This window comes from Gordonia namibiensis NBRC 108229 (genome assembly GCF_000298235.1).
Classification (GTDB): domain Bacteria; phylum Actinomycetota; class Actinomycetes; order Mycobacteriales; family Mycobacteriaceae; genus Gordonia; species Gordonia namibiensis.
This window is the reverse complement of sequence record NZ_BAHE01000002.1, coordinates 159468-180191: the sequence shown is the minus strand read 5'-3', so window position 1 is coordinate 180191 and position 20724 is coordinate 159468. Positions and strand designations below refer to the sequence as shown.

The window sequence follows — 20724 nt, the reverse complement described above, 5'->3', positions numbered from 1 at the left end:
ACGGCATAGTTCTGGCACTGCTCGCCATTCCGTCAGCCTATCTGAGGCGCTGGACGATCGCTGCGGCGCCGAGTCCGAGGCCGCCGGGAATCGTGAGCAGAGCGAGTTCGCCGTCGGTGCGCTCCAGGTGATCGAGCGCGTTCACCAGCAGCACACCGCCGGTCGCGCCGAGCGGGTGTCCGGTGGAGCACGCGCCGCCGTTCGGGTTCACCCGGGCGGGGTCGAGATCGAGTTCGCGGGTGAGCAGCAGCGGGGACACGGCGAAGGACTCGTTGGCCTCGACGACATCGAGGTCCCTCGGGCGAAGACCGGTTTGTGCCAATGCTTTTCGCGCTGCGTCCACCGCGGCGGTCAGTCTGGGTGACCGGACCGCCGCCTGGGTGACGGCAAGGATGCGTGCGTGAGGATGCGATCCCAGGGTCTGCTCCGACTCCGCACCACCCAGCAGGGCCGCCGACGCACCGTCGGCAAGCTGCGGGGCCGTGGCCATGGTGTGCAGGCCGCCGGCCGGACGCGTCGAATCCGGCAGTCGGGAGGCGACCAGATCCCAGGACGGGTCGTCCTCGAAAAGCGTCGGCAAAGCGCCGAATCCGATCACGTCGGCGTCAGTACGGGCTCCTTCGTCGCCGGCGAGTGTCGCCCAGCGCGACATCACCGGGACGACCGACATGGATGTGGGGGCCTTGACGGCTCGGTGATGTGAGCGGACCGCGTAGGCATCGAGCTCGTCGCGGGTGATCCCGGCGTCGGCGGCGGTCAGATCTGCCGAGACGCCGATCGTCACGAAGCCGGTCCGGTCACGGAGGTCGCCGTCGAACGCGAACGCCGGCTTGTCGTGCAGCAACGGGACGCGCGACATCGACTCCACGCCGCCCGCCACGGCCACGTCGGCCATCCCGGATGCGACTCGTGCGGTTGCGGATCCGATGGCGTCGATGCCGGAGCAGCACAGACGCGAGACCACGCCGCCGGGCACCGTGTCGGGCCAGCCGGCCCACAGCGTCGCGGCGCGTGCGATGGCACTCCCCTGTTCTCCGGCTGCGGTGCTGGTGCCGATGACCATGTCGTCCACGACGTGCGGGTCGAGGCCGCGCGCGGCGAGCGCGCGCAACAGGCCGGCCAGCAGCTCGTGGGCAGGGACGTCGGCGAGTGTTCCGCCGGAGCGACGTACGCGGCCCTTCGGCGTGCGGACTGCGTCGTATACGTAGACGTCGCGAGCAAGCGACGAGCGAACCGTCTTCACTTAGAGGCCGACCGCCTCGGCGGCGGTGTCGGTCTCCCGCCACCGGCGTAGCTCACTGCCCGCTGCCCAGGTGGAATGGGTTCCGCTGGAGATGCGTTCGGGGAGTGCGAGTTTGCATACCGGGCCGTCGGAGACACGCGCCGCGTCGAAGATCACGCAGTAGGACGCGTCGTCGTTCATGTCGGTGGTGAGAGTGATCAGGTAGCCGTCGTCCTCACCTGTACTGCCGACGCGCGGAGCCATCGACGCTTCGCTGCCGAAGACCCCCTCGCCGAGGTGGAACGATTCCTCGGCGCCGGTCTCGGTGTCGTGGCGGACGAGCCCGTTGAACAGGAACCATCCGTCGACGCCGGATGCGGCGTAGACATAGCGGTGCTTGCTGCCGGCGTGGCGGCCGTTGATCATGCCGAACTCGGTGATCGTGTCGGTCAGTCGTTCTTCGGTCGTCTGACCGGTCCGGAGATCGAACCGCCAGCGGTGCAGGCGCGACTGGAAGTGATCGAGCGCCAGGTAACGGAAGGCGCGCTGCCATTTGTCGGTGATTCCGTCGGCTGTCGGCTCGGGCTCGCCCTGGTAGAACCCTTCCAACACAATCTCTTCGCCGACCTCATAGGCGTTCACGAAGTGGAGCACGTAGGTGGGATCGGCCTCGAACCACTTGATGTCGGAGGGCTGTCCGCGCCGTGGGATGACGGCGAACCGCGACGGGGTGTCCCGGTGGAACTTCGGGAAATGCACGTTGTGCTCCAGTAGTTCCGGGTCCCAGAACATGGGCAGGTCGTTGAGGATGGCGTAGTTCTCGGTGAACGCCATGTCGTGTGGCAGCCGGGGGCCGGGCAGCGGGATGTCGACGTAGTGGACGAGGTCGTTGTTCTCGTCGACCACGCCGTAGTGCATGTACGGCGCTTCCTTGCCGTAGTTGAAGAACAGCATCTCGCCGGTCCGGTCGTCGACCTTGGGATGGGCCGACACTCCAAGATGGTAGGGAAATGCGCCGTTCCAGGACTCCTTGCCCAACGTCCTCGCCGAGTACGGATCGAGTCGGTAGAGGTCGCCGCACATCCAGAAGCTGGACAGGGCGGTGCCCCGGTGCACCACGATGTCGGTACTCGACGCATCCTTCATCCGTCGCCGAGCGCCCCAGCCGTCTTCGCGTTCGGCCCAATCGGGCATCTCCGCGGTACCGGCCCACAGCGGACGCTGCGCCTCGTTCTCCGCCAGCATTCCGTCCGTGCGTACGAATCGGTTGCGGTAGAAAGCTTTCCCGTCGCGGAAGCCGACGACGTGGACCATGCCGTCGCCGTCGAAAGGGTGATAGTTCTTGACTGCCGGATGCAGCGGATTCTCGGTGTTGCGCAGGTACACGCCGTCGAGGTCGGCGGGGATCTCGCCGGCGACGACCGTCAGGTCATCGGCCTTCCACTCGGTGGTCTGAGGACGCCACGGGCCGGTGCGATACGGGTGGTCGTCGTCGGCGGGCAGCGTCGACAGCAGCTTGCCCAGAACCTCGATCTCCATCGACTCAACTTCCTTCGGGCCGGTCACTACAGTTACGAGAGTGACCGACCTGCGTGAACCTGTCAAGGGTTACCGTCAGCCGCCTGATGTGGTTACTCTCGCTGTTGTAGTTCTACTGCGTGAGGAAGGCGTGCGGCGAGATGACTGACAGGACGGTATGGATCACCGGCGGATACCAGTCCGATTTCGCCCGGAACCTCACCAAGGAGGGGCGTGGACTCCCCGAGCTCTTCGATGAGGTCGTGTCGGGAACGGTGTCGGCGTCGGGAATACCGGTCGGCGACATCGACGTGATTCATGTGGGCAATGCCTTCGGGCAGGTCTACACCGGTCAGGGGCACCTCGGCGCCATGCCTGCGTCGGTCGTCCCGGAGCTGTGGAGCATCCCGGCGAGCAGGCACGAGGGTGCCTGTGCGTCCGGGTCTCTGGCGATTCTCGCCGCGATGGCAGATCTGGAGTCCGGACGCTACGACTGTGCGCTCGTCGTCGGCGCCGAACTCGAGAAGAACGTCCCGGGCGACGACGGGGCGCGCAACATGGCCGGCGCGGCGTGGATCGGCGAAGAAGGTCAGGACGCGAACTTCATGTGGCCGTACATGTTCAGCCGCATCGCCGAGGAATACGACAAGCGCTACGGGCTGGATCCGCAGCATCTGTGGCAGATCGCAGAGTTGAACTCCCGCAACGCACGTCGGAATCCGCTTGCCCAGACTCGCGGCTGGGAACACGTACCGGAGTCGTTCACCGCCGACGACACCGCCAACCCGATCGTCGAGGGTCACCTCCGCAAGATCGACTGCGGCCCACTCACCGACGGCGGTGCCGGCGTCGTGCTGGTCTCCGATCGATACCGACGGGCGCACCCGGAACTCGAGACGACGGGCTTGTCGGCAATCCTGGGCTGGGGCCATCGCACCGTCGGGTTGCTCCTGGAGGACAAGCTGGCCCGCAGTGCAGACGACGAGCTGATGTTTCCCCACGTCCGCCAGGCGATCTCCGATGCCTTCGGTCGGGCAGGCATCGCAGGCGTCGACGACCTCGACGTCATCGAGACCCATGACTGTTTCACGACCAGTGAGTACATGGCCATTGACCACTTCGGACTCACCGCGCCGGGTGAGAGCTGGAAGGCGATCGAATCCGGCGAGCTCGAGATCGACGGCCGGGTCGCGATGAATCCCAGCGGTGGTCTGCTCGGCGGAGGGCACCCGGTGGGCGCCACCGGAATCCGCATGCTCCTCGATTGTCATCGTCAGATCGTCGCCGGCGCAGGTGATTACCAGGTCGACGACGCACGTCGTGCGGCCACGCTGAACATCGGCGGGAGCACCACGACGGTCGTGAGCTTCGTCGTCGGCTCCCCGGTGACGACACAGCCGCGTCGAGCTGACTAGGGTCTTCGAGGTGGAACCAGACCGCGACAGCTTCACCAGCCTGGAGCCCGGCGGCGACAATGCCATCGCGGTGACCCTCGGCATCCTCGGCGACGAGTGGAATCTGTGGATCCTGCGGCACGCTGTCGAAGGTGCCAAACGATACGGCGACTGGATGCGCGAAGGTGCGATCTCCAACTCCGTGTTGTCCGCGCGCCTGGGGGCGCTCACCGACAAGGGCCTGTTCGACCGCGTGCAGTACGCCCACCGCCCGGACCGCTACGAATACGTGCTGACTCGCCGCGGCGCCGACATCTGGACCGTCCTGCTGACGATGTGGGCGTGGGAGCAGACGTGGGCGCCACCGGCGACTCCCCCGCTACCGCGGATGCGGCACATAGGATGCGGCGAGTTCTTCTCCCCCGCAACGACGTGTGGCGAGTGCGGCGCAGGCGTCGAGGCCCACGACGTCGTTGCGGAACTCGGTCCGAGCGGTGCGTGGCCACGGAGCGTGCCCGCTTCGATCACCCGACGACGCTCGGCGGGAGCCAAACAGCCTTCCCAGGTCATCCCGCACACCATGGAGCTCATCGGTGACCGGTGGTCTGCGGCCATACTCGGCGCACTGTTCCTTGGTGCTCGACGGTTCGGCGAGTTCTCCGAACGGACCAGCGCTCCACCGACAATGGTCGCCGATCGGCTGGCGCGATTCGTCCGGCTGGGGGCCATCGACACCGAACCCAATCCCGACCGCCCGGACTGGGTCAGTTATCGCCTGACCCCCAAGGGGGTGGCCTTCTTCCCGGTTGTCGTCTTCATGATCACCTGGGGCCAACGCTGGTTCCGCGCCCCCGAAGGTCCCGCGCTGATCTTCACGCACCGCGGCACGGGACATGAGTTCCGTCCGCGCCTGGCATGTGATCGGTGCGGCGAAGAACTGACGGCGAGTGCCGTGTCGATCGAACCGGTCGCCGACTAGTGTCCGCCATGCCCGGGCCCGGTCCTGATCGACGCCGGCCGCAGTCTGCGCGATCTCACCGTGAGACCGCAGGACACCTTCGGTCCACGGATAAATGCTGGTCAACGCGGTCCATTGAGACGATCGCAGGCCAATGAGACGCGGCAATCGTTTCGCCTCTGCCGATACTGCTGAACGCGAGGGACGGTGACGTACACCCTTGTGGAGTGCATGATCTCGATGACCCCTATACCGAACTCCTGGCCCTAACCCGGACCGCACCGGTCAGCCGTATCGGTGACTCGACCTTCTATCTCGTCACGGGATGGGATGCCATCGCCGAGGCGGTCGCCCGACCCGAAGAATTCTCCTCCAATCTCACCGCGACGATGGTGTGGAAAGAGGACAGGAAGGTCGAGGAGTACCCGATAGCCGAGTTGGGTTCTCCCATCCACGTGTTGGCCACGGCCGACGACCCGATCCACCGCAACCACCGCGCGATGGTCATGCCGTCGTTGGTGGCCAAACGTGTCCGTGCACTCGAACCGTTCATCGCCGCCACTCACGAGCGTCTGTGGTTCGACGGGCTCCGTGACGACCACCTCGACTGGGTCACCGCGGTTGCCCAGCGCCTGCCGATGGCAGTCGTCGCCGAACTGCTCGGATTCCCCACGTACGACATCGACGACCTCGTCCGGTGGTCGTTCGCTGCGACCGTCCTCCTGGACGGCGTCGTGAGCCCTGCCCAGCTCGAGGCGGCCACCGAGGCCGTCGGCGAACTCAGCGTCTACTTGACGACAGCGTTCGACGGGGCGATGGACGACCCGGGCGAGAACGTGATGGGCGATCTGGCCCGGCTCGTCGACCAGGGCGACCTCGACCAGGGCACCGCCGTCATGATCGGCCTGCAACTGGTCGCGGCGGGCGCCGAGTCGACCGTGAGCCTGCTCGGGAGCGCCGTGTACCTGCTCGGCCGCCATCCGCGCGTCGTCGACGAACTTCGCCGCGACCGTGAGCTCGTCCCACTCTTTGTCGAGGAGTCATTGCGGTTGGAATCGCCATTCCGAGGGCACTATCGCCACGTCGTGACCGACACCGTCCTCGCCGATGTCGACCTCCCGGCCGGCTCACACCTGTACCTCATGTGGGGTGCGGCCAACCGCGACCCGGAGACCTTCGACCGCCCGGAACGGATCGACCTCGATCCGGTGAATCGACGCTCGCACATGGCGTTCGGCAAGGGAATCCACCTCTGTGTGGGCGCGGCGCTCGCCCGACTGGAGGGGCGCCTCGCGGTCGTACATCTCCTCGACCACACACCGGGCGGGTTCACCGTCGACACCGCGGATCCTCAGTGGGAGCGAAGTCTTCTCGTCCGACGCCTCCGCACGCTACCCGTCCGGGTGAGTGCGTGATGGCATCACCTGAGTCGGTCATCACGACCCTGCTGGCCACTTACGTCCAACGCCTGGATGCCGGTGACCTGGCCGGTGTCGCAGCGCTTTTCGACCGAGCGAAAGTGTTCGTCTCGGGAAACCAGATCGGCGCGGGTAGTCCGTTCGTGGAGAAACTGTTGAGCGACACCGTCATCCTCTACGAGGACGGGACGCCGCGCACCCGTCACGTTCTAGGGGAACCGTCCATCCAGATCGACGACCAAGGCCGCGCAGCTGCCAGTTGCGAATACACGGTCACACAGGATGGCCCGGACGGTGAGTATGTCGTCATGGTCGGCCGACACCACGACACGTTCGTCGTCGACGACGAGGGTGATTGGCACTTCGCGAGTCGCGACTACGGGGACATCACTCATGTCGGCGACACCTCGAGGCACCTTCGCTCCTGACGGATCACCGATCCCACGCGACGCCGGCGCAGACGGGGTGGCAGGAGAAGTGGCGTCCGCCGAGGTTACGCGCGCCGCGGCCGGTGATCAGCGCTCTGTGACGATCCGCCGGTGATCACAAGTCGAATCCGCCGCCGAAATCTCCGAAGCCGCCGCCGTCTCCGCCGAAACCGCCGTCTCCGCCGAAGCCGTCTCCGCCTGTATCGCCGCCGAAATCGTCGCCTCCGGCGCCGCCCTCGACGGCACCCATGTCGGATCCGTCACCGACGCCGCTCTCGAAGCCCTGAGCGTCGTACGGGACGCCGGCCATGCCGGAGAACATCGCGGAGAACAGGAACATCGACCCGACTCCCCAGGCGCCTGCGACGAGCGCCGGCCGCCACCAGGGCTCGGAGTACCAGCCGGCCGGAACCGGACGTCCGGCGACGCGGCCACCCGGGTAGTAGTTCGGCGTCCGATCGGACGGGTTGGGCGACGCCTCGACCTGACGTCCCTCGAACTCGACCTTGCGATCCTCGGTGACCTTGCCTGCGCTCTGCTGACCCTCGAGTTCGGGGATGGCGGGACCGGGATCGAGGTTCATCGCGACCCGCGCCGCACGGATGTAGTAGAGACCTTCGATCGCGGTCTGCTTGGCCAGGCGCGCCTGCGCGGGCGAGTTGGCCTGCTCGATCTGTGACCCCGCCGCGGTATAGCGCTCCCCGGCGTCGGCGAGAGCCTGCTTAGAGGCCGGTCCGTCGCCCACCAGCATGAACACCTGCCCGCCGAGACGTTCGATGGCTTGTCGCGCGTCGGCCTTTGCATCGTCGAGGGTCCGAGCGGCGTTGGTGCCGGAGCGCTGCTGTGCGACGACCACCACCCCGACGACGATCAGGACGATGAGGGCGATCAAGATCAGTGCTTCCATGGTTCTCTCCAGCTCGTGCGTGTCCGACGGACTCGTCCGCCCAGGCCGCTGAGCGCGGGCGGGCCTGGCCGACAAATCGGGCACCTTCGAGCGTACCGACCGGGATGGCGCCGGCACCGGGCTCGGCCCGGCGTGCGTCTCTTCGGCGGTCAGCGAGTGCGGGCGGCCTCGACGACGATGCGGACGTCGTCGACGACTTTCAGTGTGCCCATCATCAATGAGTACGGTTTGATCCCGAAGTCGCTCTGGGTGACGGTGGACTCGGCCGAGATCTGCCAGCCATCAGGGGTCTCGACGACCTGTAGGTCCAGCGCATGCGGGCGTGACCTGCCGTGGATCGTCAGCACTCCGTCGGCGTGGTAACCGTCGTCCGTGGCTCTGAAAGTGCTTGCCTCGTAGGCGATCTCGGGGTACTTCTCGGCGTCCATGGACTTCAGGGCGTTCACCCGGGCCAGCGACTTCTCGGCCCCGGTCATCGGGGTGAGTCCGCCTTCCCCGGATTCCACATGCAGCGAGTCGACCGAGATCGTGGCCTTCAGGTTCGTCGGTACGAGGTCGGTCAGCGTCACCGACGCCGACCAGGTGCGCATCGCGATCATCAGTCGGTGGCCGGTGCGCGCCGCCCGTCCGCCCACGTCGGTGCGCACGACAACCGAACCATCGGATTCGGTGAATTCCCAGACAGATTCCGCCACGGCCGTAGTGTAAGCGCTCGGAGTACGCGGCCGGGCTCATTGCACGGCGGACGACACACAGCGAGGTGGTGAAGACGATGACGGAACAACGGATTCTGCTCGATGTCGACGATGCGGGCGTCGCGACGGTCACGCTCAACAGAGCGGCGAAGCACAACGCCTTGGACCCCGCGATGTTCGATGCGTTGTTGGCCGTGACAAGCGAACTGGCGGCGGATCGTCGAATTCGGGCGGTTGTCGTCCACGGAGCCGGGAAGAGTTTCTGTTCCGGTCTCGACATCTCCTCCCTCGGCGGCGATGAACTGGGTGGCTCACTGCTGGATCGCGATGACGCAGACCGCGGGAACCATGCGCAACGGGTGTCTCTCGACTGGGGCCACGTGCCGGCACCGGTGATCACCGCGATTCACGGCAACTGCTTCGGCGGTGGCCTGCAGATCGCGCTCGGCGCCGACATCCGCTACGCCACCCCCGATGCGCGACTGTCCATCATGGAGGTCAAGTGGGGTCTGGTGCCGGACATGGGCATCACCCAGACGCTTCCGCGTCTCCTTCGGGCGGACGTCGCCAAGGAACTCACCTTCACCGGTCGTGTGCTCTCCGGAGCCGAGGCCCACGAACTCGGGCTGGTCACCGGCACTGCCGACGACCCGCTCGCCCGCGCGTTGGAGCTCGCGCACGAGATCGCGGCGAAGTCCCCGCACGCGGTTCGCGCCGCGAAGCGCCTCTACGACGAGACGTGGACCGGGGCCGACCCGTCGGCCGCGCTGTTGCTCGAGAGCAAACTGCAGGTCGAGCTGATCGGTTCACCGAACCAGCTCGAGGCGGTACACGCGGGAATGGCCCGGCGCGAACCACAGTTCGCCGACCCGGACTGAGCGGCCGAACCGGCGGCTGGGGTGGTCCGCCGCGTGCTCTGCTCAGCTCGGGCCCGCTGCCGATGGCGGCGCCGACCCGCCACTTCCCTGGCCGGTCATCAGCCGGATCACCGCGGCGCGATCCGCTTCGGATGGCAGACCCATACCCGGCGAGTATCCGTACACCTCATGCAACGGGCTGGAACCCTGCCTGCCGTCGACGATCTCCACTGAGTCGGTCGAGATGAGTCCGGGGTGCTCCACTCCGCAGGCCTGCGACACCTTGACCAGGTCACGCCGCAGCGTCGTGATGTAGTTCGCGGCTCGAGTTGCTTTCTCGTCTGGCACCAGTCCCCTTGTGAGCCAGCTGTTCTGGGTGGCGACGCCGGTCGGGCAGGTGTCGGTGTGGCATTTCTGGGCCTGGATGCAACCGATCGACAGCATCGCCTCGCGCGCGACGTTGACCATGTCGCACCCGAGTGCGAACGCAAGGACCGCATTGTCGGGCAGACCCAGCTTGCCGCTTCCGACGAACGTGATCTGCTCGTGGAGGTTTCGCTCGGCGAACACCCGATAAACCCTGCTGAAACCGAGCAGGAACGGCAGCGACACGGAGTCGGAGAACAACAGGGGCGCAGCTCCGGTGCCGCCCTCTCCTCCGTCGATGGTGATGAAGTCGACGCCACGGTCGGTGTCCGCCATCAGGTCGGCGATCTGATACCAGGCATCGATGTCGCCGACTGCGGATTTGATCCCGACCGGCAGACCCGTTTCGGCGGCCAGGAGCTCGACCCAATCGAGCATGCTGTCCGCGTCGGTGAACTCCGCATGGCGTGAAGGGCTCACACAATCACGTCCGGCGGCGACGCCGCGCGTCGCGGCTATCTCCGCAGAGACCTTGGGGCCGGGTAGGAAGCCGCCCAGGCAGGGTTTGGCTCCCTGGCTGAGTTTGATCTCCAAGGCGCGGACCGGGGCTTCGGCCACGAGGTCTTTCAATCGGGTGAGGTCGAACCGTCCCTGTGCGTCTCGGCAGCCGAAATAGGCTGTGCCGAGCTGGAAGACGAGGTCGCCACCGTGTCGGTGATAGGGCGAGATCCCGCCCTCGCCGGTGTTGTGCAGCGCGCCCGTGAGGGCGGCCCCGCGATTCAAGGCCTCGATGGCGTTCGCGGACAGAGCCCCGAAACTCATCCCGGAGATGTTGACCACCGACTCCGGACGGAATGCGTTCCTCCGCCGGCGCGCTTCGCCGAGAACTTTTGCACAGGGCAGCACGACCTCGTGGCCGGCCTCGGGTGTCGAGGCCGGCGCCGAACCCGGATTGAATGTTCGATGCTTGATCACGGGGTAACCGGATGTGTACTCGACGTCGTTGTCGGTGCCGAACCCGAAGTAGTTGTTCTCCTTCTTGGACGAGGAATAGATCCAGCGTCGCTGGTCGCGGCTGAACGGACGCTCCTCGTCGTTCGAAGCGACGATGTACTGGCGCAGCTCGGGACCGACCGTCTCCAGCAGGTAACGCGCATGCCCGATCAGGGGGTAATTGCGTAGCAACGAATGTCTGCGCTGAAACAGGTCACGAACGACAACCGCGGCCGCGGTGGTGGCGGCGCCGGCCGCGACAGCAGATCTCCTACGGCTCATGGAGCCAGTGTTCACCCGTCCGGAGCGACGATGTCACGAATCGGTCAGCTGTGCACGTGTCATTCGTGCAACGGTCGGGCTGCCGAGCCTCGACCCGATGTACCCGAAGGGGGCCGCACACGTGGACAACCACGTATCTCTGGGCGCCGGTCAGTACGGCTGGTCGGTGGCGTGCGTCCATCACCTGATCAAGTCGTGGATCGGTAGAACGTGCGGTCTGGTCCTGGGCTCCGGCGATAAACTGTCGGTGCGCCCGGAGTTCCATCCGGCGCCCTTCCTGGAGGAGGCATCCGATGCCTGCATTTCCCGCGCTCACCCACGTCGCGATCACTGTGAGTGACCTGGCCGCGAGTACCGCTTGGTACGAGAAACTGTTCGACGCCGAACCTGTCCTCGACGAGGACGAAGAATCCGGGGCTTTCCATCACACGGTCTTCGCACTCGGCGGCGGAACGCTTTTCGGACTCCACACCCATACCTCGAGCGGGCCGGACACCGCCGGTTTCGACGAACGGAACGTCGGACTGGACCACATCGCGTTCGCCTGCACCCAGTCCGAACTCGAGGAGTGGGTTTCGCGTCTGGACAAGGCCGGAATCGCGCACAGCGACATCAAACACGCCCACTACGGATCAGGGATATCGTTCCGCGACCCGGACAACATCGCGCTCGAATTCTTCGCCCCGCCGGCCGGATGACACCAGTCAGCTCTCGGCGGGCCCGACGTCGAGGTGGGCGAGCGCGGCTCGCGCGTTCTCGAGTTCGCGCGTGAGTTCCTCGATCTTCCTCTGTGCGGCCTCGCGCGCGGATTCGATGACCTCGTCCACCGCCGTGATCGCCGCGTCGTCGCCCAGCTCCTGCATGGCGCGGGCCACGCGGTCCGCGGTCACCTCGGTGGGCTTGCCCTTCTTGCTGCCGTGCGCCACCGACACCGTCCAGGTGCTCTCACCCGCTGACGTGATGGTCACGCTCACCGCAGCCGTGGAGGTCTTCGACCGTCGTGCAGCTTTGGCCGGAGCCGGCTTCGGCGCGGCCGCGCGAGCCGGCGTGGCCTCCGGACGCGGAGCGGGCTCGGGTGTCGGCTTCGGTTCCACTGCAGCTGCTTTCGGTGTTGGTGCAGGGCGGGCCGGCGTCGACGTCTGATCGGCAACGGTCTTGGCGGAACGCGGAGCGGACTTGGCCGGTGCCGCGGCGGAACGTGTGCGTTGCAGTTCGTCGGATTCGAAGGGCAACTGATCGTCGACGCCCTTGGGTCGGACCGTCACCGTCGAGCCCTCGATGGACAGGACGCGTGCCGATGTTCCGGCGTCGAGTCCGAGCGACGGCATCGGGTCACGGAGATAGACGGTCACACGCTTGCCGGCCGCGAGTGCCGCGGACAGAGATTCCAGGTCACCGGCGGTCAGGCCGGTCCTCTTCTGCGAGCTCACGCGTTCATGTTCGCACACGCGTGCGACTGGTGGGTGTCCGGTGTCGATCCGAGCTCGGGCACGTCGGTCGGTGTCGTGCCTACGATGACGGAGTGTTCTTCCTCTTCGGATACGGCCCCAAGCAGCAGCAGCTCGGCGCAGGACAGACCCGGACCTGCCCCCGTTGTCACAACACCACCCAGTGGGCCCGCATGCGGGAGTTCAAGCAGTTCACCGTGTTCTTCATCCCGATCGCCCGCTGGGGGCGCCGCGAGTTCGAGTCCTGCGGCATCTGCGGCGCTGCCATCGCCCTCTAGGGATCGGCGAAAGTCGGACATCGCGATGAGTGGTTACGCTCGAAGAGTGGCTGCCACCGACTCCCCCGCCCGCACTTCCGACGCGATCACCGGCTTCGAGAGCACTTTCGCCGACGAGCTGACGCCGCTCACCGTCGAATGGCGCGGCGCCGACGTGCCCGATCCGCAGCTTCTCGTCGTGAACGATCAGCTCGCTGCGTCGCTGGGCATCGATCCTGCGACCTTGCGCTCCGACGACGGCGTCGCGATCCTGGCCGGCGCAGCCGTGCCCGCCGACGGCAGGCCGGTGGCGACGGCGTACTCCGGACACCAGTTCGGCGGATATGCCCCGCTACTCGGCGACGGTCGGGCTCTTCTCATCGGCGAACTGCTCGACACCGAAGGTCACCGTGTCGATCTGCAGTTGAAAGGTTCGGGCCCGACACCGTTTTCGCGAGGTGGAGACGGCTTCGCAGTCGTCGGACCGATGCTGCGCGAGTACCTGATCAGCGAAGCGATGCACGCCCTCGGTGTGCCCACCACGCGGTCGCTGTCGGTGGTGGCGACGGGGCGCGGGGTCCACCGCGACGGCGTCGAGCCCGGGGCTGTACTCGCCCGCGTCGCATCGAGTCATTTGCGAGTGGGCACCTTCGAGTTCGCCGCACGTAACGGCGACATCCTGCAGCCCCTCGCCGACTACGCGATCGCCCGCCACTACCCCGACCTGACCGATCTGCCGACGACCGGCGCCGGGAATCGTTATGCGAAGCTGCTGGAGCGCGTCGTCGAACGGCAGGCGCGCCTCGTCGCTCAGTGGATGCTCGTCGGTTTTGTGCACGGCGTGATGAACACCGACAACACCACCATCTCCGGTGAGACCATCGACTACGGACCGTGCGCATTCATCGACGCCTTCGACCCGGCGGCGGTGTTCAGCTCCATCGACCACGGCGGCCGTTACGCCTTCGGCAACCAGCCCGCCGTCCTGAAATGGAACCTCGCACGGTTCGCCGAAACCCTACTCGGGCTGATCAGCCCCACGCCGGACGACGCGATCGCCATCGCAACCGCCACCCTGTCCACCTTCGACGGTCTGTACGAGCAGCACCTCAACGAGGGTCTGTCCGCCAAGCTCGGGCTGGCCGACGCCTTCGTCGACCACGCCCTCATCGACGACCTGCTGGGCCTGATGGCAGAACACCGCGCGGACTGGACCGGAACCTTCCGTGCGCTCGCCGACGAACTCCGCGGACGGACGGCTCCCCTCGACCAGCTCCTCCCACGGGAGCTCTCGGCGCCCTGGCTCCCACGATGGCGAGAGACGCTCGCACGACACGGCCGCGACGACGGCACCACCGCTGACGCGATGGACCGCGTCAACCCGCTCTACATCCCGCGTAACCACATGGTGGACGCCGCGCTCCGTGCCGCGCACGAGGGCGACCTCGCGCCATTCGAGGAGTTGCTCGACGTGGTGACGCACCCGTTCGACCGGCGCGTCGACTGGGTCAAGTACACCGCCCCTGCGTCGGACGAGTTCACTTCGGCGTTTCAGACGTTCTGCGGGACCTGAGTGCCGGAGGGTTCCGCGGAACAGCGGTGAGTTGCCTCTGAACCCCAGCGTGTGCACTCCGACTGCGCGACCATGGACTTCATGTGGACGCTCACGCGTGATGGGATCTCTGTCGTCGATTCTCCCTCGACCGTGAACTCGACCGCGGTTGCGGGTTCGATCGCGACCACGTCGAGCGTGGCAGTTGCCGGCTCGGTCGGCACCGTCGCGAGCGCTGCCGTCGCGGGGTCGGCCGGCACGGTGTCCAGTGCCGGTGTCAGTTCCTCGGCGGCTACGGTGGCGAGCGCGATCGTGACGGGTTCGGCGGTGACGATGGCCAGTCTTCTCGTCGCCGGAAGTTTCGCCACCGCAATCAGTTTCGGGGTCGCAGGCAGTGTCGGTGTCGTGGCCTGTCTGTTGTGCCGGCGATGCGCTGGATGTGTCGGCTGCGTCCGGTGCACGGACTGCGTCGGCTGCGTGGGGTGCGTCAACTGTTCCGGCCTGCGCGGCGCCGTCGGTCTCCGCGACGTTCATGAGTGAACGCGATCGTCGGACATGCGGCGTACAAATGGATCCGTGAGACGACACACCCGGGTGCGGTCGTGACCCGGTCCGACCCGCACGAATCGGAAGCATCGCTGATCGCCGAACGCGAGAGAACTGCGACGCTCATCGAGTCGTTGTCTGCCCGCCTGGCCGCCGTCATCGAGGCGACCGCCGACGCCGCCTCCGACGACGAACACGATCCAGAAGGGACGACGCTCGCCGTCGAGCGCGGCCAGTTGGTGGCCCAGCTCGAACGATCGCGGGTCCGTCTGGACGAGATCGACGCTGCCCTCGAGCGGGTCGGTCGCGGAGCGTACGGCCGCTGCGAGACGTGCGGTGAGATCATCGATCCCGAGCGTCTCGAGGTGCTCCCCGCGGCCCGGCAGTGTGTGCAGTGCGCGGCGCGTAATCCGTCCCGCCGGTGGTGAACACCGAACCGCAACGTCGCGAGGATCGTGCCGAGTTCGCCGGAAGACGCCTGCCTTGACGACCGGCCGAGTAGACCGGAAGACGGGTTTCCCCCTCTCCGCCGGGTCGAAAGGTGTGCGCATGAAGGCCATTCAGATCATCCAGCCGGGCAAGCCGCCGGAGCTACGTGAGGTCGACAAGCCCGCGCCGGGCCCGGGGCAGGTGCTGCTCAAGGTGACCGCAGCCGGTGCCTGCCACTCCGACGACTTCGTCCTCAACCTGCCCGAAGAAGGCTTCCCCTATCCCCTGCCGATGACGCTCGGCCACGAAGGGGCCGGCGTGGTCGCCGAGGTCGGTACCGGTGTCACCGAAATCTCCGAGGGCACCTCGGTGGCCGTGTACGGAGCGTGGGGTTGCGGGGTCTGCCACTTCTGCTCGCGCGGCCTCGAGAACTACTGCAGCCGGGCCGGCGAACTCGGCATCGCACCACCGGGTCTCGGAAACCAGGGTGCGATGGCCGAGTACCTGCTCGTGGACGATGCACGTCACCTGGCGCCCCTCGGTGAACTCCACCCGGTGGCCGCGGTCTCGCTCACCGATGCCGGTCTCACGCCCTACCACGCGATCAAACCCTCGCTCCCGAAGCTCGTGGGTGGCACGACGGCGGTGGTCATCGGAGCCGGTGGTCTCGGGCACGTCGGAATCCAGTTGCTCCGCCACCTGACCCCGTCGCGGGTGATCGCACTCGACGTGAGCGAGGAGAAGCTCGCATTCGCCCGCGAGGTCGGGGCTCACGAGGTGGTGCTCTCCGACGCAGATGCCGTCGCTGGCGTCCGCAAGATCACCGGGAACGACGGTGCGACCGCCGTCTTCGACTTCGTCGGCCTGCAACCCACTCTCGACATCGCGATGGGCGTCGTCGGCACGATGGGTGACGTGGTGATCGTGGGCATCGGGGACATGGTCGCCGCGGCGAAGGTCGGCTTCTTCACCCAGCCCTACGAGGTGTCGGTCCGGGCACCGTACTGGGGAGCACGTGACGAACTCATCGAGGTGCTGGATCTCGCACGCGATGGTGTTCTCGAGGTGGCAGTCGAGCGGTTTTCACTCGATGACGGCGTCGAGGCCTACCGACGGCTGGCGGCGAATGAACTTCGTGGCCGTGCCGTTGTGGTGCCTGACTGATCACTGACCCGCCGTCAGTGCGAGCCCGTCACCTGCGGTTCTACGCGGCCGACGGGCTGAACGGATTTCGTTGTTCTTTGGGCAGGAACGCTAACCTACGGTACCGTAACTTACGTGGATGTAGAGCTCACCCAGTCTGAAGCCGTGTACGCGCACTATCTGGACCACCAGCAGGATCGTGTGCGCGCGAAGTTGATGTACGGGGTGCTCGCCGCCAGGATCCGGCCCGTCGTGCGATTCACAGCTCGCGATCGGCTGGTTCGTGCGGTCCGCAGCAGAAAGCCCTTGCTGATCGCGGCCAACCACGTGTCCGAGCGCGATCCGCTGGTCCTGGCGGCAGCAGGTTTCCGCTCGCCCCTCCGTCCCCGGATCGGTCACATGCGCGTGCTGGCGAAGGACGAGCTCTTCGAGGATCCGGAACAGCGACGCAAGATCGACACCCTGGGCGGTATCCCGGTCTTCCGTCAGAAGGATCACGGTGTTCGGGCCGCCGCGGAAGCCGGTCGGCAGATGTTCGGTGTCTGCGTCGAGCGGATGGTCCGTGGCGACAGTATCGCCGTTTTCCCGGAGGGAACCTGCAACGAGGGCGACGTCACCCGGCTGCAGAAGCTCGGAACGGGCATCGGCCACATTGCCTACCGTGCCCTGAAAGCCGGTGTCGACGTCACGCTGGTGTCCGCCGGTATTGCCTACCCGCCCCACGGTGATCGAGCTCGTCCGATGGTGACCTTCGGAAACCCTGTCGACCTCGCCGGCTTCAAGGACGAGACGCCGGCCGCACTGACGAGAATGATCCAGAGCGATCTGCAGGGCGTGGTCGACGAGGTGTGTCGGGCTGCCTGATTCGCCGAGTCAGTCTGCTGACGCCGACGGGGGCAGGTTCTCCCACGCCCACGAGGTGAGGGCGGTCAGCGCCGGCATGAGTGCGCGTCCCGATTCGGTGAGCTCGTAGGACACCGATACCGGCGGTCCGGGATCCACCAGGCGCTCGACAAGATTGGCCTCGGTGAGCTCCGAAAGTCGGCTAGACAGCACCGAATCGCTGATTCCCCCGACAGCGCAACGCAATTCGGCGAACCCCGCCGGCCCGTTCATGAGCGTCGCGATGAGAATGCCGTTCCACCGCTTTCCCAGAAACCCGAACGCACGGCGCAACGCCTCGTCGCATGTGCGGGGCGCGTGGTCGGGCGCGGACAAGCCCGGGGTCCTGGTCACGACCCAGGGTGGCAACTACGACCCTGGGACACCGAAGGAAGGCTGGGACCATTCGACGCCGTGGCTGCGCCGCGTGCTGGAGGATGTCTGGGGCCTCGACCTCCGGGTCGTCAAACGCCAGTTCACGCTCGTCGGGGTGAATCCTGCACTCGACGCCTTCACCGAGGTCGCGGCGGAACTCAAGCTCGAGGCCGAGGAGAACGCGCGCGCGGCAGGCCGCGAGCTCGCCCTGTCGCGTGAGGTCGCCTCGGCGGGTTGACCGCCACCGGGGTGCGCTCCCTTCCCCCCGTCTCGCCTGGTCAGGGGACGGAGAGTTTGGTCTGCGAACCCGGCGGCTACACCGGGGTATGAGCAAGGACGAGCAGACCATCGACAAGACCGGTCGGGACGTCGACGATGACCCGACTCGGGCCGATCCCGACGATCCCCGCAAGCCCGAATCGCCCACCGATCTGACCAAACCGTCACTGATGTTCGTGCTGCGCAAGACGGCCCGCGAGTTCTCCCGCGACCAGTGCACCGACCTGGCGGCTGCGCTCACCTACTACTCGGTGCTGTCGCTGTTTCCCGCACTACTCGCCATGGTCTCTCTCCTCGGTGTTTTCGGGCAGGGAGAGAAGACGGTCGACGCGGTCCTGACGATGGTCGAGGATCTGGGACCGTCGGATGCGGTGGACACGCTGCGCGCGCCCGTCGAGCAGCTGGTGTCCGCGCCGAGTGCCGGCTTCGCCCTGGTGCTCGGTCTCGTCGGTGCCCTGTGGTCGGCATCGGGATACGTCGGCGCGTTCGGACGCGCGATGAACCGCATGTACGAGGTAGATGAGGGGCGTCCGATCTGGAAGCTTCGACCTGCCATGCTGCTGGTGACGCTGGTGGCGCTGATCCTCGCCGCCTCCGTGGCCCTGATGCTCGCGGTCAGTGGGCCGATCGCCCGGTCCATCGGCGACGCGATCGGCCTGGGTGATACTGCACTCACGGTGTGGAACATCGTCCGCTGGCCCGTGGTGCTGGTATTCGTCGTGGTGATCGTCGCCGTCTTGTATTGGGCCACACCGAATGTGAAGCAACCGAAGTTCCGGTGGATCAGTGCCGGGGCGGTGCTGGCGATCGTCACCTGGATCGTCGCCTCCGCGGCGTTCGCGCTGTATGTGTCGAACTTCGGTAGCTACAACAAGACGTACGGCGCGCTCGCGGGCGTCATCGTCTTCCTGCTGTGGTTGTGGCTGACCAACCTCGCCCTGCTCTTCGGTGCCGAGTTCGACGCCGAACTCGAGCGTGGGCGTCAGCTCCAGGCGGGCATGGCTGCCGAGGAGCGCCTACAGCTGCCGCCTCGGGATACCACCGTCTCGGACAAGAACGAGAAGATCCACCAGGAGGACATCGAGAAGGGCCGGGCCCTCAGGGAATCTCACGGCGGCTGATGCCGCGCTGCTCAGTCGAATTTCGCGTATGACGTTGTGCCCGTGACCCGAGCACAACGTCATACCACTCTCTGGGGACGGTCAGGCGAACAGTGCCACCGTCTGAGAAGCCTGGATGATCGGACGCGATGCGCTGTCCCACAGGGTCATCGACTGATGGGAGTAGCCGTCGAGGGTGAAGGTGCTCGATGATTCCAAGAGCATCCAGTCGGTCGGCTTCGGCAGGTCGTCGGTGCAGATGTGCAGCGACCAGCTCATCGTGCTGACCGGTGCCCACTCGGTGAACGCGGCCGTCGTGGCCGGCGGCAGGGCGTCGGCGAGCGCGACGAGAGCAACTGCCGGATCGACTCCCTCGGCGCCGCGATGCCGCACCCAGGCGCGGAACCGCGGATCCCCGTCGTTGGCCAGCGGCACCGTGCCGCCCGCCTGAACCATTTCGATGTTGTCGACGAACGCCGGACGAAGGGGCGCCGACGCGTCGCCGAACGGTGCGCATTCCTCCGGTGCCGGAACCTCCGGAACGCCGACCTGGTCATGACTGATCGCGCTCGGACGCGGCTGCGCGAAGATCAGTGATGCGTGCGCAGCGACCTGTCCCCCGCTGACGGTTTCGACGGCCACGCTCGAGGCCGACCGCCCCTCGCGGAGTCGGCGTGCGGTGAAGGTCGCGGAGTCGACGACCGGCGCGCTGAGCAGGAACTGTGCCGACTTGAGCGGTGCCAGCGGCTTACCCTCGGTCAGCTGCGCGGCGAGAACCGACATGGCCGCGGTCAGTCCGCCGTAGGCGGTACGACCCTGCGTCCACTGTGTGGGCACAACGAATTCAGAGGTCGGGTCGAAACCCGACACGAGTTCGGCGAGTGTGGGCATGTCAAGACTTCCTCACGCACTATGACGACCGCTATAACTCGGTCCACGCTACTCTATGACGATCGGCATAGACGCCCCGGGTGGGCGTCGGATCAGGTGGGTTCGGCGAGGAAGTCGAGGGGTCAGTCGCCGAACGCGGCCTGTCCCTGGACCGCCGATGCGACCAGATTGTCCTTGTCGAGCAGAGCTCCCCCGGCGCTGGCCCCGATCCATTGTTCGGTGGTGGCGACTGCGGCGAAGTTGGAGTTGAGGATCGCCATCAACGTGTTGTGAACCTGCTCGGCTGAGGCCTTCCCGGCGGCGTTCGCGATGTGGATGGCACCGGTGGCATCGGAGATCACCTCGGCGGCCATGCCCAGTTCCTCGGCGCCGGCGGCGGAGGCCAGGTCGCAGTTATTCGTCATGTAACCCGCCAACGTCACGGTGTTCACGTCCTGCGCCCGCAACCAGTCCGCCAGGTCGGTGCCGGCGAACACGCTGCCGAGGTTCTTGCGCACCCGCTTCCACGACGGTGTCGCCCGCTCAGCCACCTTCGGGTGCAACTCCCACGATGGCGAACCCTCTGCGAACGCCGGTGCGTCGGCCGGATACGTGTGCTGGACCGCGACCACGGGGATGCCCTGCTCCTCCGCATGGTCAATGAGTCGAACGATGTTCTGCAGGCTCGTGTCTCGGGGCGGGTACTGGATCGTCAGCGGGCCGTCGAAGTACTGGTTCTGGACGTCGACGAGTATCAGTGCGCGGCGGATCGTGGTCATGGTCGGGGCTCCCATCTGTCGACGGC

General features: G+C 66.6%; 23 protein-coding genes. 14 read left to right on the top strand and 9 right to left on the bottom strand.

The window, feature by feature from the left end:
- Positions 1–37 precede the first annotated feature (37 nt).
- Together GONAM_RS01035 and GONAM_RS01030 are read right to left on the bottom strand one after the other, a co-directional pair.
- A complete protein-coding gene (locus GONAM_RS01035; protein ID WP_006864913.1) occupies positions 38–1243 on the bottom strand; it encodes a thiolase family protein in 1206 nt (401 codons plus the stop codon).
- Positions 1244–2761: a carotenoid oxygenase family protein gene (locus GONAM_RS01030; protein ID WP_006864912.1), complete on the bottom strand. Its 1518-nt coding sequence runs from the start codon at positions 2759–2761 to the stop codon at positions 1244–1246. It abuts the gene before it with no gap.
- 140 nt (positions 2762–2901) lie between these two features.
- Here GONAM_RS01030 and GONAM_RS01025 point away from each other — a divergent pair, with 140 nt between their 5' ends.
- The 4 genes from GONAM_RS01025 to GONAM_RS01010 all read left to right on the top strand — a co-directional run bounded on the left by GONAM_RS01025 (position 2902) and on the right by GONAM_RS01010 (position 6938).
- Positions 2902–4155: an acetyl-CoA acetyltransferase gene (locus GONAM_RS01025; RefSeq protein WP_006864911.1), complete on the top strand. Its 1254-nt coding sequence runs from the start codon at positions 2902–2904 to the stop codon at positions 4153–4155.
- A gap of 10 nt (positions 4156–4165) precedes the next feature.
- Positions 4166–5113, top strand: coding sequence for a winged helix-turn-helix transcriptional regulator (locus GONAM_RS01020; RefSeq protein WP_006864910.1), 948 nt, complete (start codon positions 4166–4168; stop codon positions 5111–5113).
- A gap of 206 nt (positions 5114–5319) precedes the next feature.
- Complete coding sequence (locus GONAM_RS01015) at positions 5320–6507, top strand: cytochrome P450 (protein ID WP_006864909.1); 1188 nt, start codon at positions 5320–5322, stop codon at positions 6505–6507.
- Positions 6507–6938, top strand: coding sequence for a nuclear transport factor 2 family protein (locus GONAM_RS01010; protein WP_006864908.1), 432 nt, complete (start codon positions 6507–6509; stop codon positions 6936–6938). The genes GONAM_RS01015 and GONAM_RS01010 overlap by 1 nt, the downstream gene beginning before the upstream one ends.
- A 115-nt stretch (positions 6939–7053) precedes the next feature.
- Here the strand turns inward: GONAM_RS01010 and GONAM_RS01005 are convergent, their stop codons facing one another.
- A complete protein-coding gene (locus GONAM_RS01005) occupies positions 7054–7845 on the bottom strand; it encodes a hypothetical protein (protein ID WP_006864907.1) in 792 nt (263 codons plus the stop codon).
- Between the two features lie 149 nt (positions 7846–7994).
- Positions 7995–8540 (bottom strand): YceI family protein, encoded by a 546-nt coding sequence (locus tag GONAM_RS01000; RefSeq protein ID WP_006864906.1) that lies wholly within the window; start codon positions 8538–8540, stop codon positions 7995–7997.
- A 77-nt stretch (positions 8541–8617) separates the two neighbouring features.
- Here GONAM_RS01000 and GONAM_RS00995 point away from each other — a divergent pair, with 77 nt between their 5' ends.
- Entirely contained in the window at positions 8618–9418 is an 801-nt protein-coding gene (locus GONAM_RS00995; protein WP_006864905.1) for a crotonase/enoyl-CoA hydratase family protein, read from the top strand.
- Positions 9419–9460: 42 nt separating this feature from the next.
- Here GONAM_RS00995 and GONAM_RS00990 read toward each other — a convergent pair whose 3' ends face one another.
- Entirely contained in the window at positions 9461–11038 is a 1578-nt protein-coding gene (locus GONAM_RS00990) for an FMN-binding glutamate synthase family protein (RefSeq protein WP_040534916.1), read from the bottom strand.
- 293 nt (positions 11039–11331) lie between these two features.
- Here GONAM_RS00990 and GONAM_RS00985 point away from each other — a divergent pair, with 293 nt between their 5' ends.
- On the top strand, positions 11332–11736 hold the full coding sequence (locus tag GONAM_RS00985) for a VOC family protein (RefSeq protein WP_006864902.1): 405 nt from the start codon (positions 11332–11334) through the stop codon (positions 11734–11736).
- 6 nt (positions 11737–11742) lie between these two features.
- Here GONAM_RS00985 and GONAM_RS00980 read toward each other — a convergent pair whose 3' ends face one another.
- Positions 11743–12468, bottom strand: coding sequence for a DUF6319 family protein (locus tag GONAM_RS00980; RefSeq protein WP_006864901.1), 726 nt, complete (start codon positions 12466–12468; stop codon positions 11743–11745).
- 92 nt (positions 12469–12560) lie between these two features.
- Here GONAM_RS00980 and GONAM_RS00975 point away from each other — a divergent pair, with 92 nt between their 5' ends.
- From GONAM_RS00975 to GONAM_RS00950, 6 genes are all read left to right on the top strand, one after another.
- Positions 12561–12764 (top strand): zinc-ribbon domain-containing protein, encoded by a 204-nt coding sequence (locus tag GONAM_RS00975; RefSeq protein WP_006864900.1) that lies wholly within the window; start codon positions 12561–12563, stop codon positions 12762–12764.
- A 46-nt stretch (positions 12765–12810) separates the two neighbouring features.
- Positions 12811–14316 carry a protein adenylyltransferase SelO gene (locus tag GONAM_RS00970; protein ID WP_006864899.1) on the top strand — a complete coding sequence of 502 codons (1506 nt, stop codon included), beginning with the start codon at positions 12811–12813 and terminating at the stop codon, positions 14314–14316.
- 72 nt (positions 14317–14388) lie between these two features.
- Positions 14389–14835, top strand: coding sequence for a hypothetical protein (locus GONAM_RS23115; RefSeq protein ID WP_245548545.1), 447 nt, complete (start codon positions 14389–14391; stop codon positions 14833–14835).
- 62 nt (positions 14836–14897) lie between these two features.
- Positions 14898–15269, top strand: a complete 372-nt coding sequence (locus GONAM_RS00960) for a TraR/DksA family transcriptional regulator (protein WP_040535021.1) — start codon at positions 14898–14900, stop codon at positions 15267–15269.
- Between the two features lie 121 nt (positions 15270–15390).
- A complete protein-coding gene (locus tag GONAM_RS00955) occupies positions 15391–16434 on the top strand; it encodes an NAD(P)-dependent alcohol dehydrogenase (RefSeq protein WP_006864896.1) in 1044 nt (347 codons plus the stop codon).
- Between the two features lie 114 nt (positions 16435–16548).
- Complete coding sequence (locus GONAM_RS00950; protein WP_006864895.1) at positions 16549–17277, top strand: lysophospholipid acyltransferase family protein; 729 nt, start codon at positions 16549–16551, stop codon at positions 17275–17277.
- 9 nt (positions 17278–17286) lie between these two features.
- Here the strand turns inward: GONAM_RS00950 and GONAM_RS00945 are convergent, their stop codons facing one another.
- Entirely contained in the window at positions 17287–17631 is a 345-nt protein-coding gene (locus GONAM_RS00945) for a winged helix-turn-helix transcriptional regulator (protein WP_040535019.1), read from the bottom strand.
- On the opposite strand from GONAM_RS00945, the gene GONAM_RS00940 reads away from it, so the two are divergent.
- Both GONAM_RS00940 and GONAM_RS00935 read left to right on the top strand, forming a co-directional pair.
- Positions 17540–17908, top strand: coding sequence for a hypothetical protein (locus GONAM_RS00940; protein WP_245548553.1), 369 nt, complete (start codon positions 17540–17542; stop codon positions 17906–17908). The genes GONAM_RS00945 and GONAM_RS00940 overlap by 92 nt on opposite strands.
- Positions 17909–17996: 88 nt before the next feature.
- Positions 17997–19070, top strand: a complete 1074-nt coding sequence (locus GONAM_RS00935) for a YihY/virulence factor BrkB family protein (RefSeq protein ID WP_006864892.1) — start codon at positions 17997–17999, stop codon at positions 19068–19070.
- Between the two features lie 81 nt (positions 19071–19151).
- On the opposite strand, the gene GONAM_RS00930 is transcribed toward GONAM_RS00935, so the two are convergent.
- Both GONAM_RS00930 and GONAM_RS00925 read right to left on the bottom strand, forming a co-directional pair.
- Positions 19152–19940 (bottom strand): thioesterase family protein, encoded by a 789-nt coding sequence (locus GONAM_RS00930; protein WP_006864891.1) that lies wholly within the window; start codon positions 19938–19940, stop codon positions 19152–19154.
- A 122-nt stretch (positions 19941–20062) separates the two neighbouring features.
- Positions 20063–20698 (bottom strand): isochorismatase family protein, encoded by a 636-nt coding sequence (locus GONAM_RS00925; protein ID WP_006864890.1) that lies wholly within the window; start codon positions 20696–20698, stop codon positions 20063–20065.
- Positions 20699–20724 lie beyond the last annotated feature (26 nt).

Coding starts and splice junctions, on each gene's coding strand:
- GONAM_RS01030 (WP_006864912.1), bottom strand. CDS start 2,761: ATGGAGATCGAGGTTCTGGGCAAGCTGCTGTCGACGCTGCCCGCCGAC.
- GONAM_RS01025 (WP_006864911.1), top strand. CDS start 2,902: ATGACTGACAGGACGGTATGGATCACCGGCGGATACCAGTCCGATTTC.
- GONAM_RS01010 (WP_006864908.1), top strand. CDS start 6,507: ATGGCATCACCTGAGTCGGTCATCACGACCCTGCTGGCCACTTACGTC.
- GONAM_RS01005 (WP_006864907.1), bottom strand. CDS start 7,845: ATGGAAGCACTGATCTTGATCGCCCTCATCGTCCTGATCGTCGTCGGG.
- GONAM_RS00995 (WP_006864905.1), top strand. CDS start 8,618: ATGACGGAACAACGGATTCTGCTCGATGTCGACGATGCGGGCGTCGCG.
- GONAM_RS00990 (WP_040534916.1), bottom strand. CDS start 11,038: ATGAGCCGTAGGAGATCTGCTGTCGCGGCCGGCGCCGCCACCACCGCG.
- GONAM_RS00985 (WP_006864902.1), top strand. CDS start 11,332: ATGCCTGCATTTCCCGCGCTCACCCACGTCGCGATCACTGTGAGTGAC.
- GONAM_RS23115 (WP_245548545.1), top strand. CDS start 14,389: ATGGACTTCATGTGGACGCTCACGCGTGATGGGATCTCTGTCGTCGAT.
- GONAM_RS00955 (WP_006864896.1), top strand. CDS start 15,391: ATGAAGGCCATTCAGATCATCCAGCCGGGCAAGCCGCCGGAGCTACGT.
- GONAM_RS00940 (WP_245548553.1), top strand. CDS start 17,540: ATGAGAATGCCGTTCCACCGCTTTCCCAGAAACCCGAACGCACGGCGC.
- GONAM_RS00935 (WP_006864892.1), top strand. CDS start 17,997: ATGAGCAAGGACGAGCAGACCATCGACAAGACCGGTCGGGACGTCGAC.
- GONAM_RS00930 (WP_006864891.1), bottom strand. CDS start 19,940: ATGCCCACACTCGCCGAACTCGTGTCGGGTTTCGACCCGACCTCTGAA.
- GONAM_RS00925 (WP_006864890.1), bottom strand. CDS start 20,698: ATGACCACGATCCGCCGCGCACTGATACTCGTCGACGTCCAGAACCAG.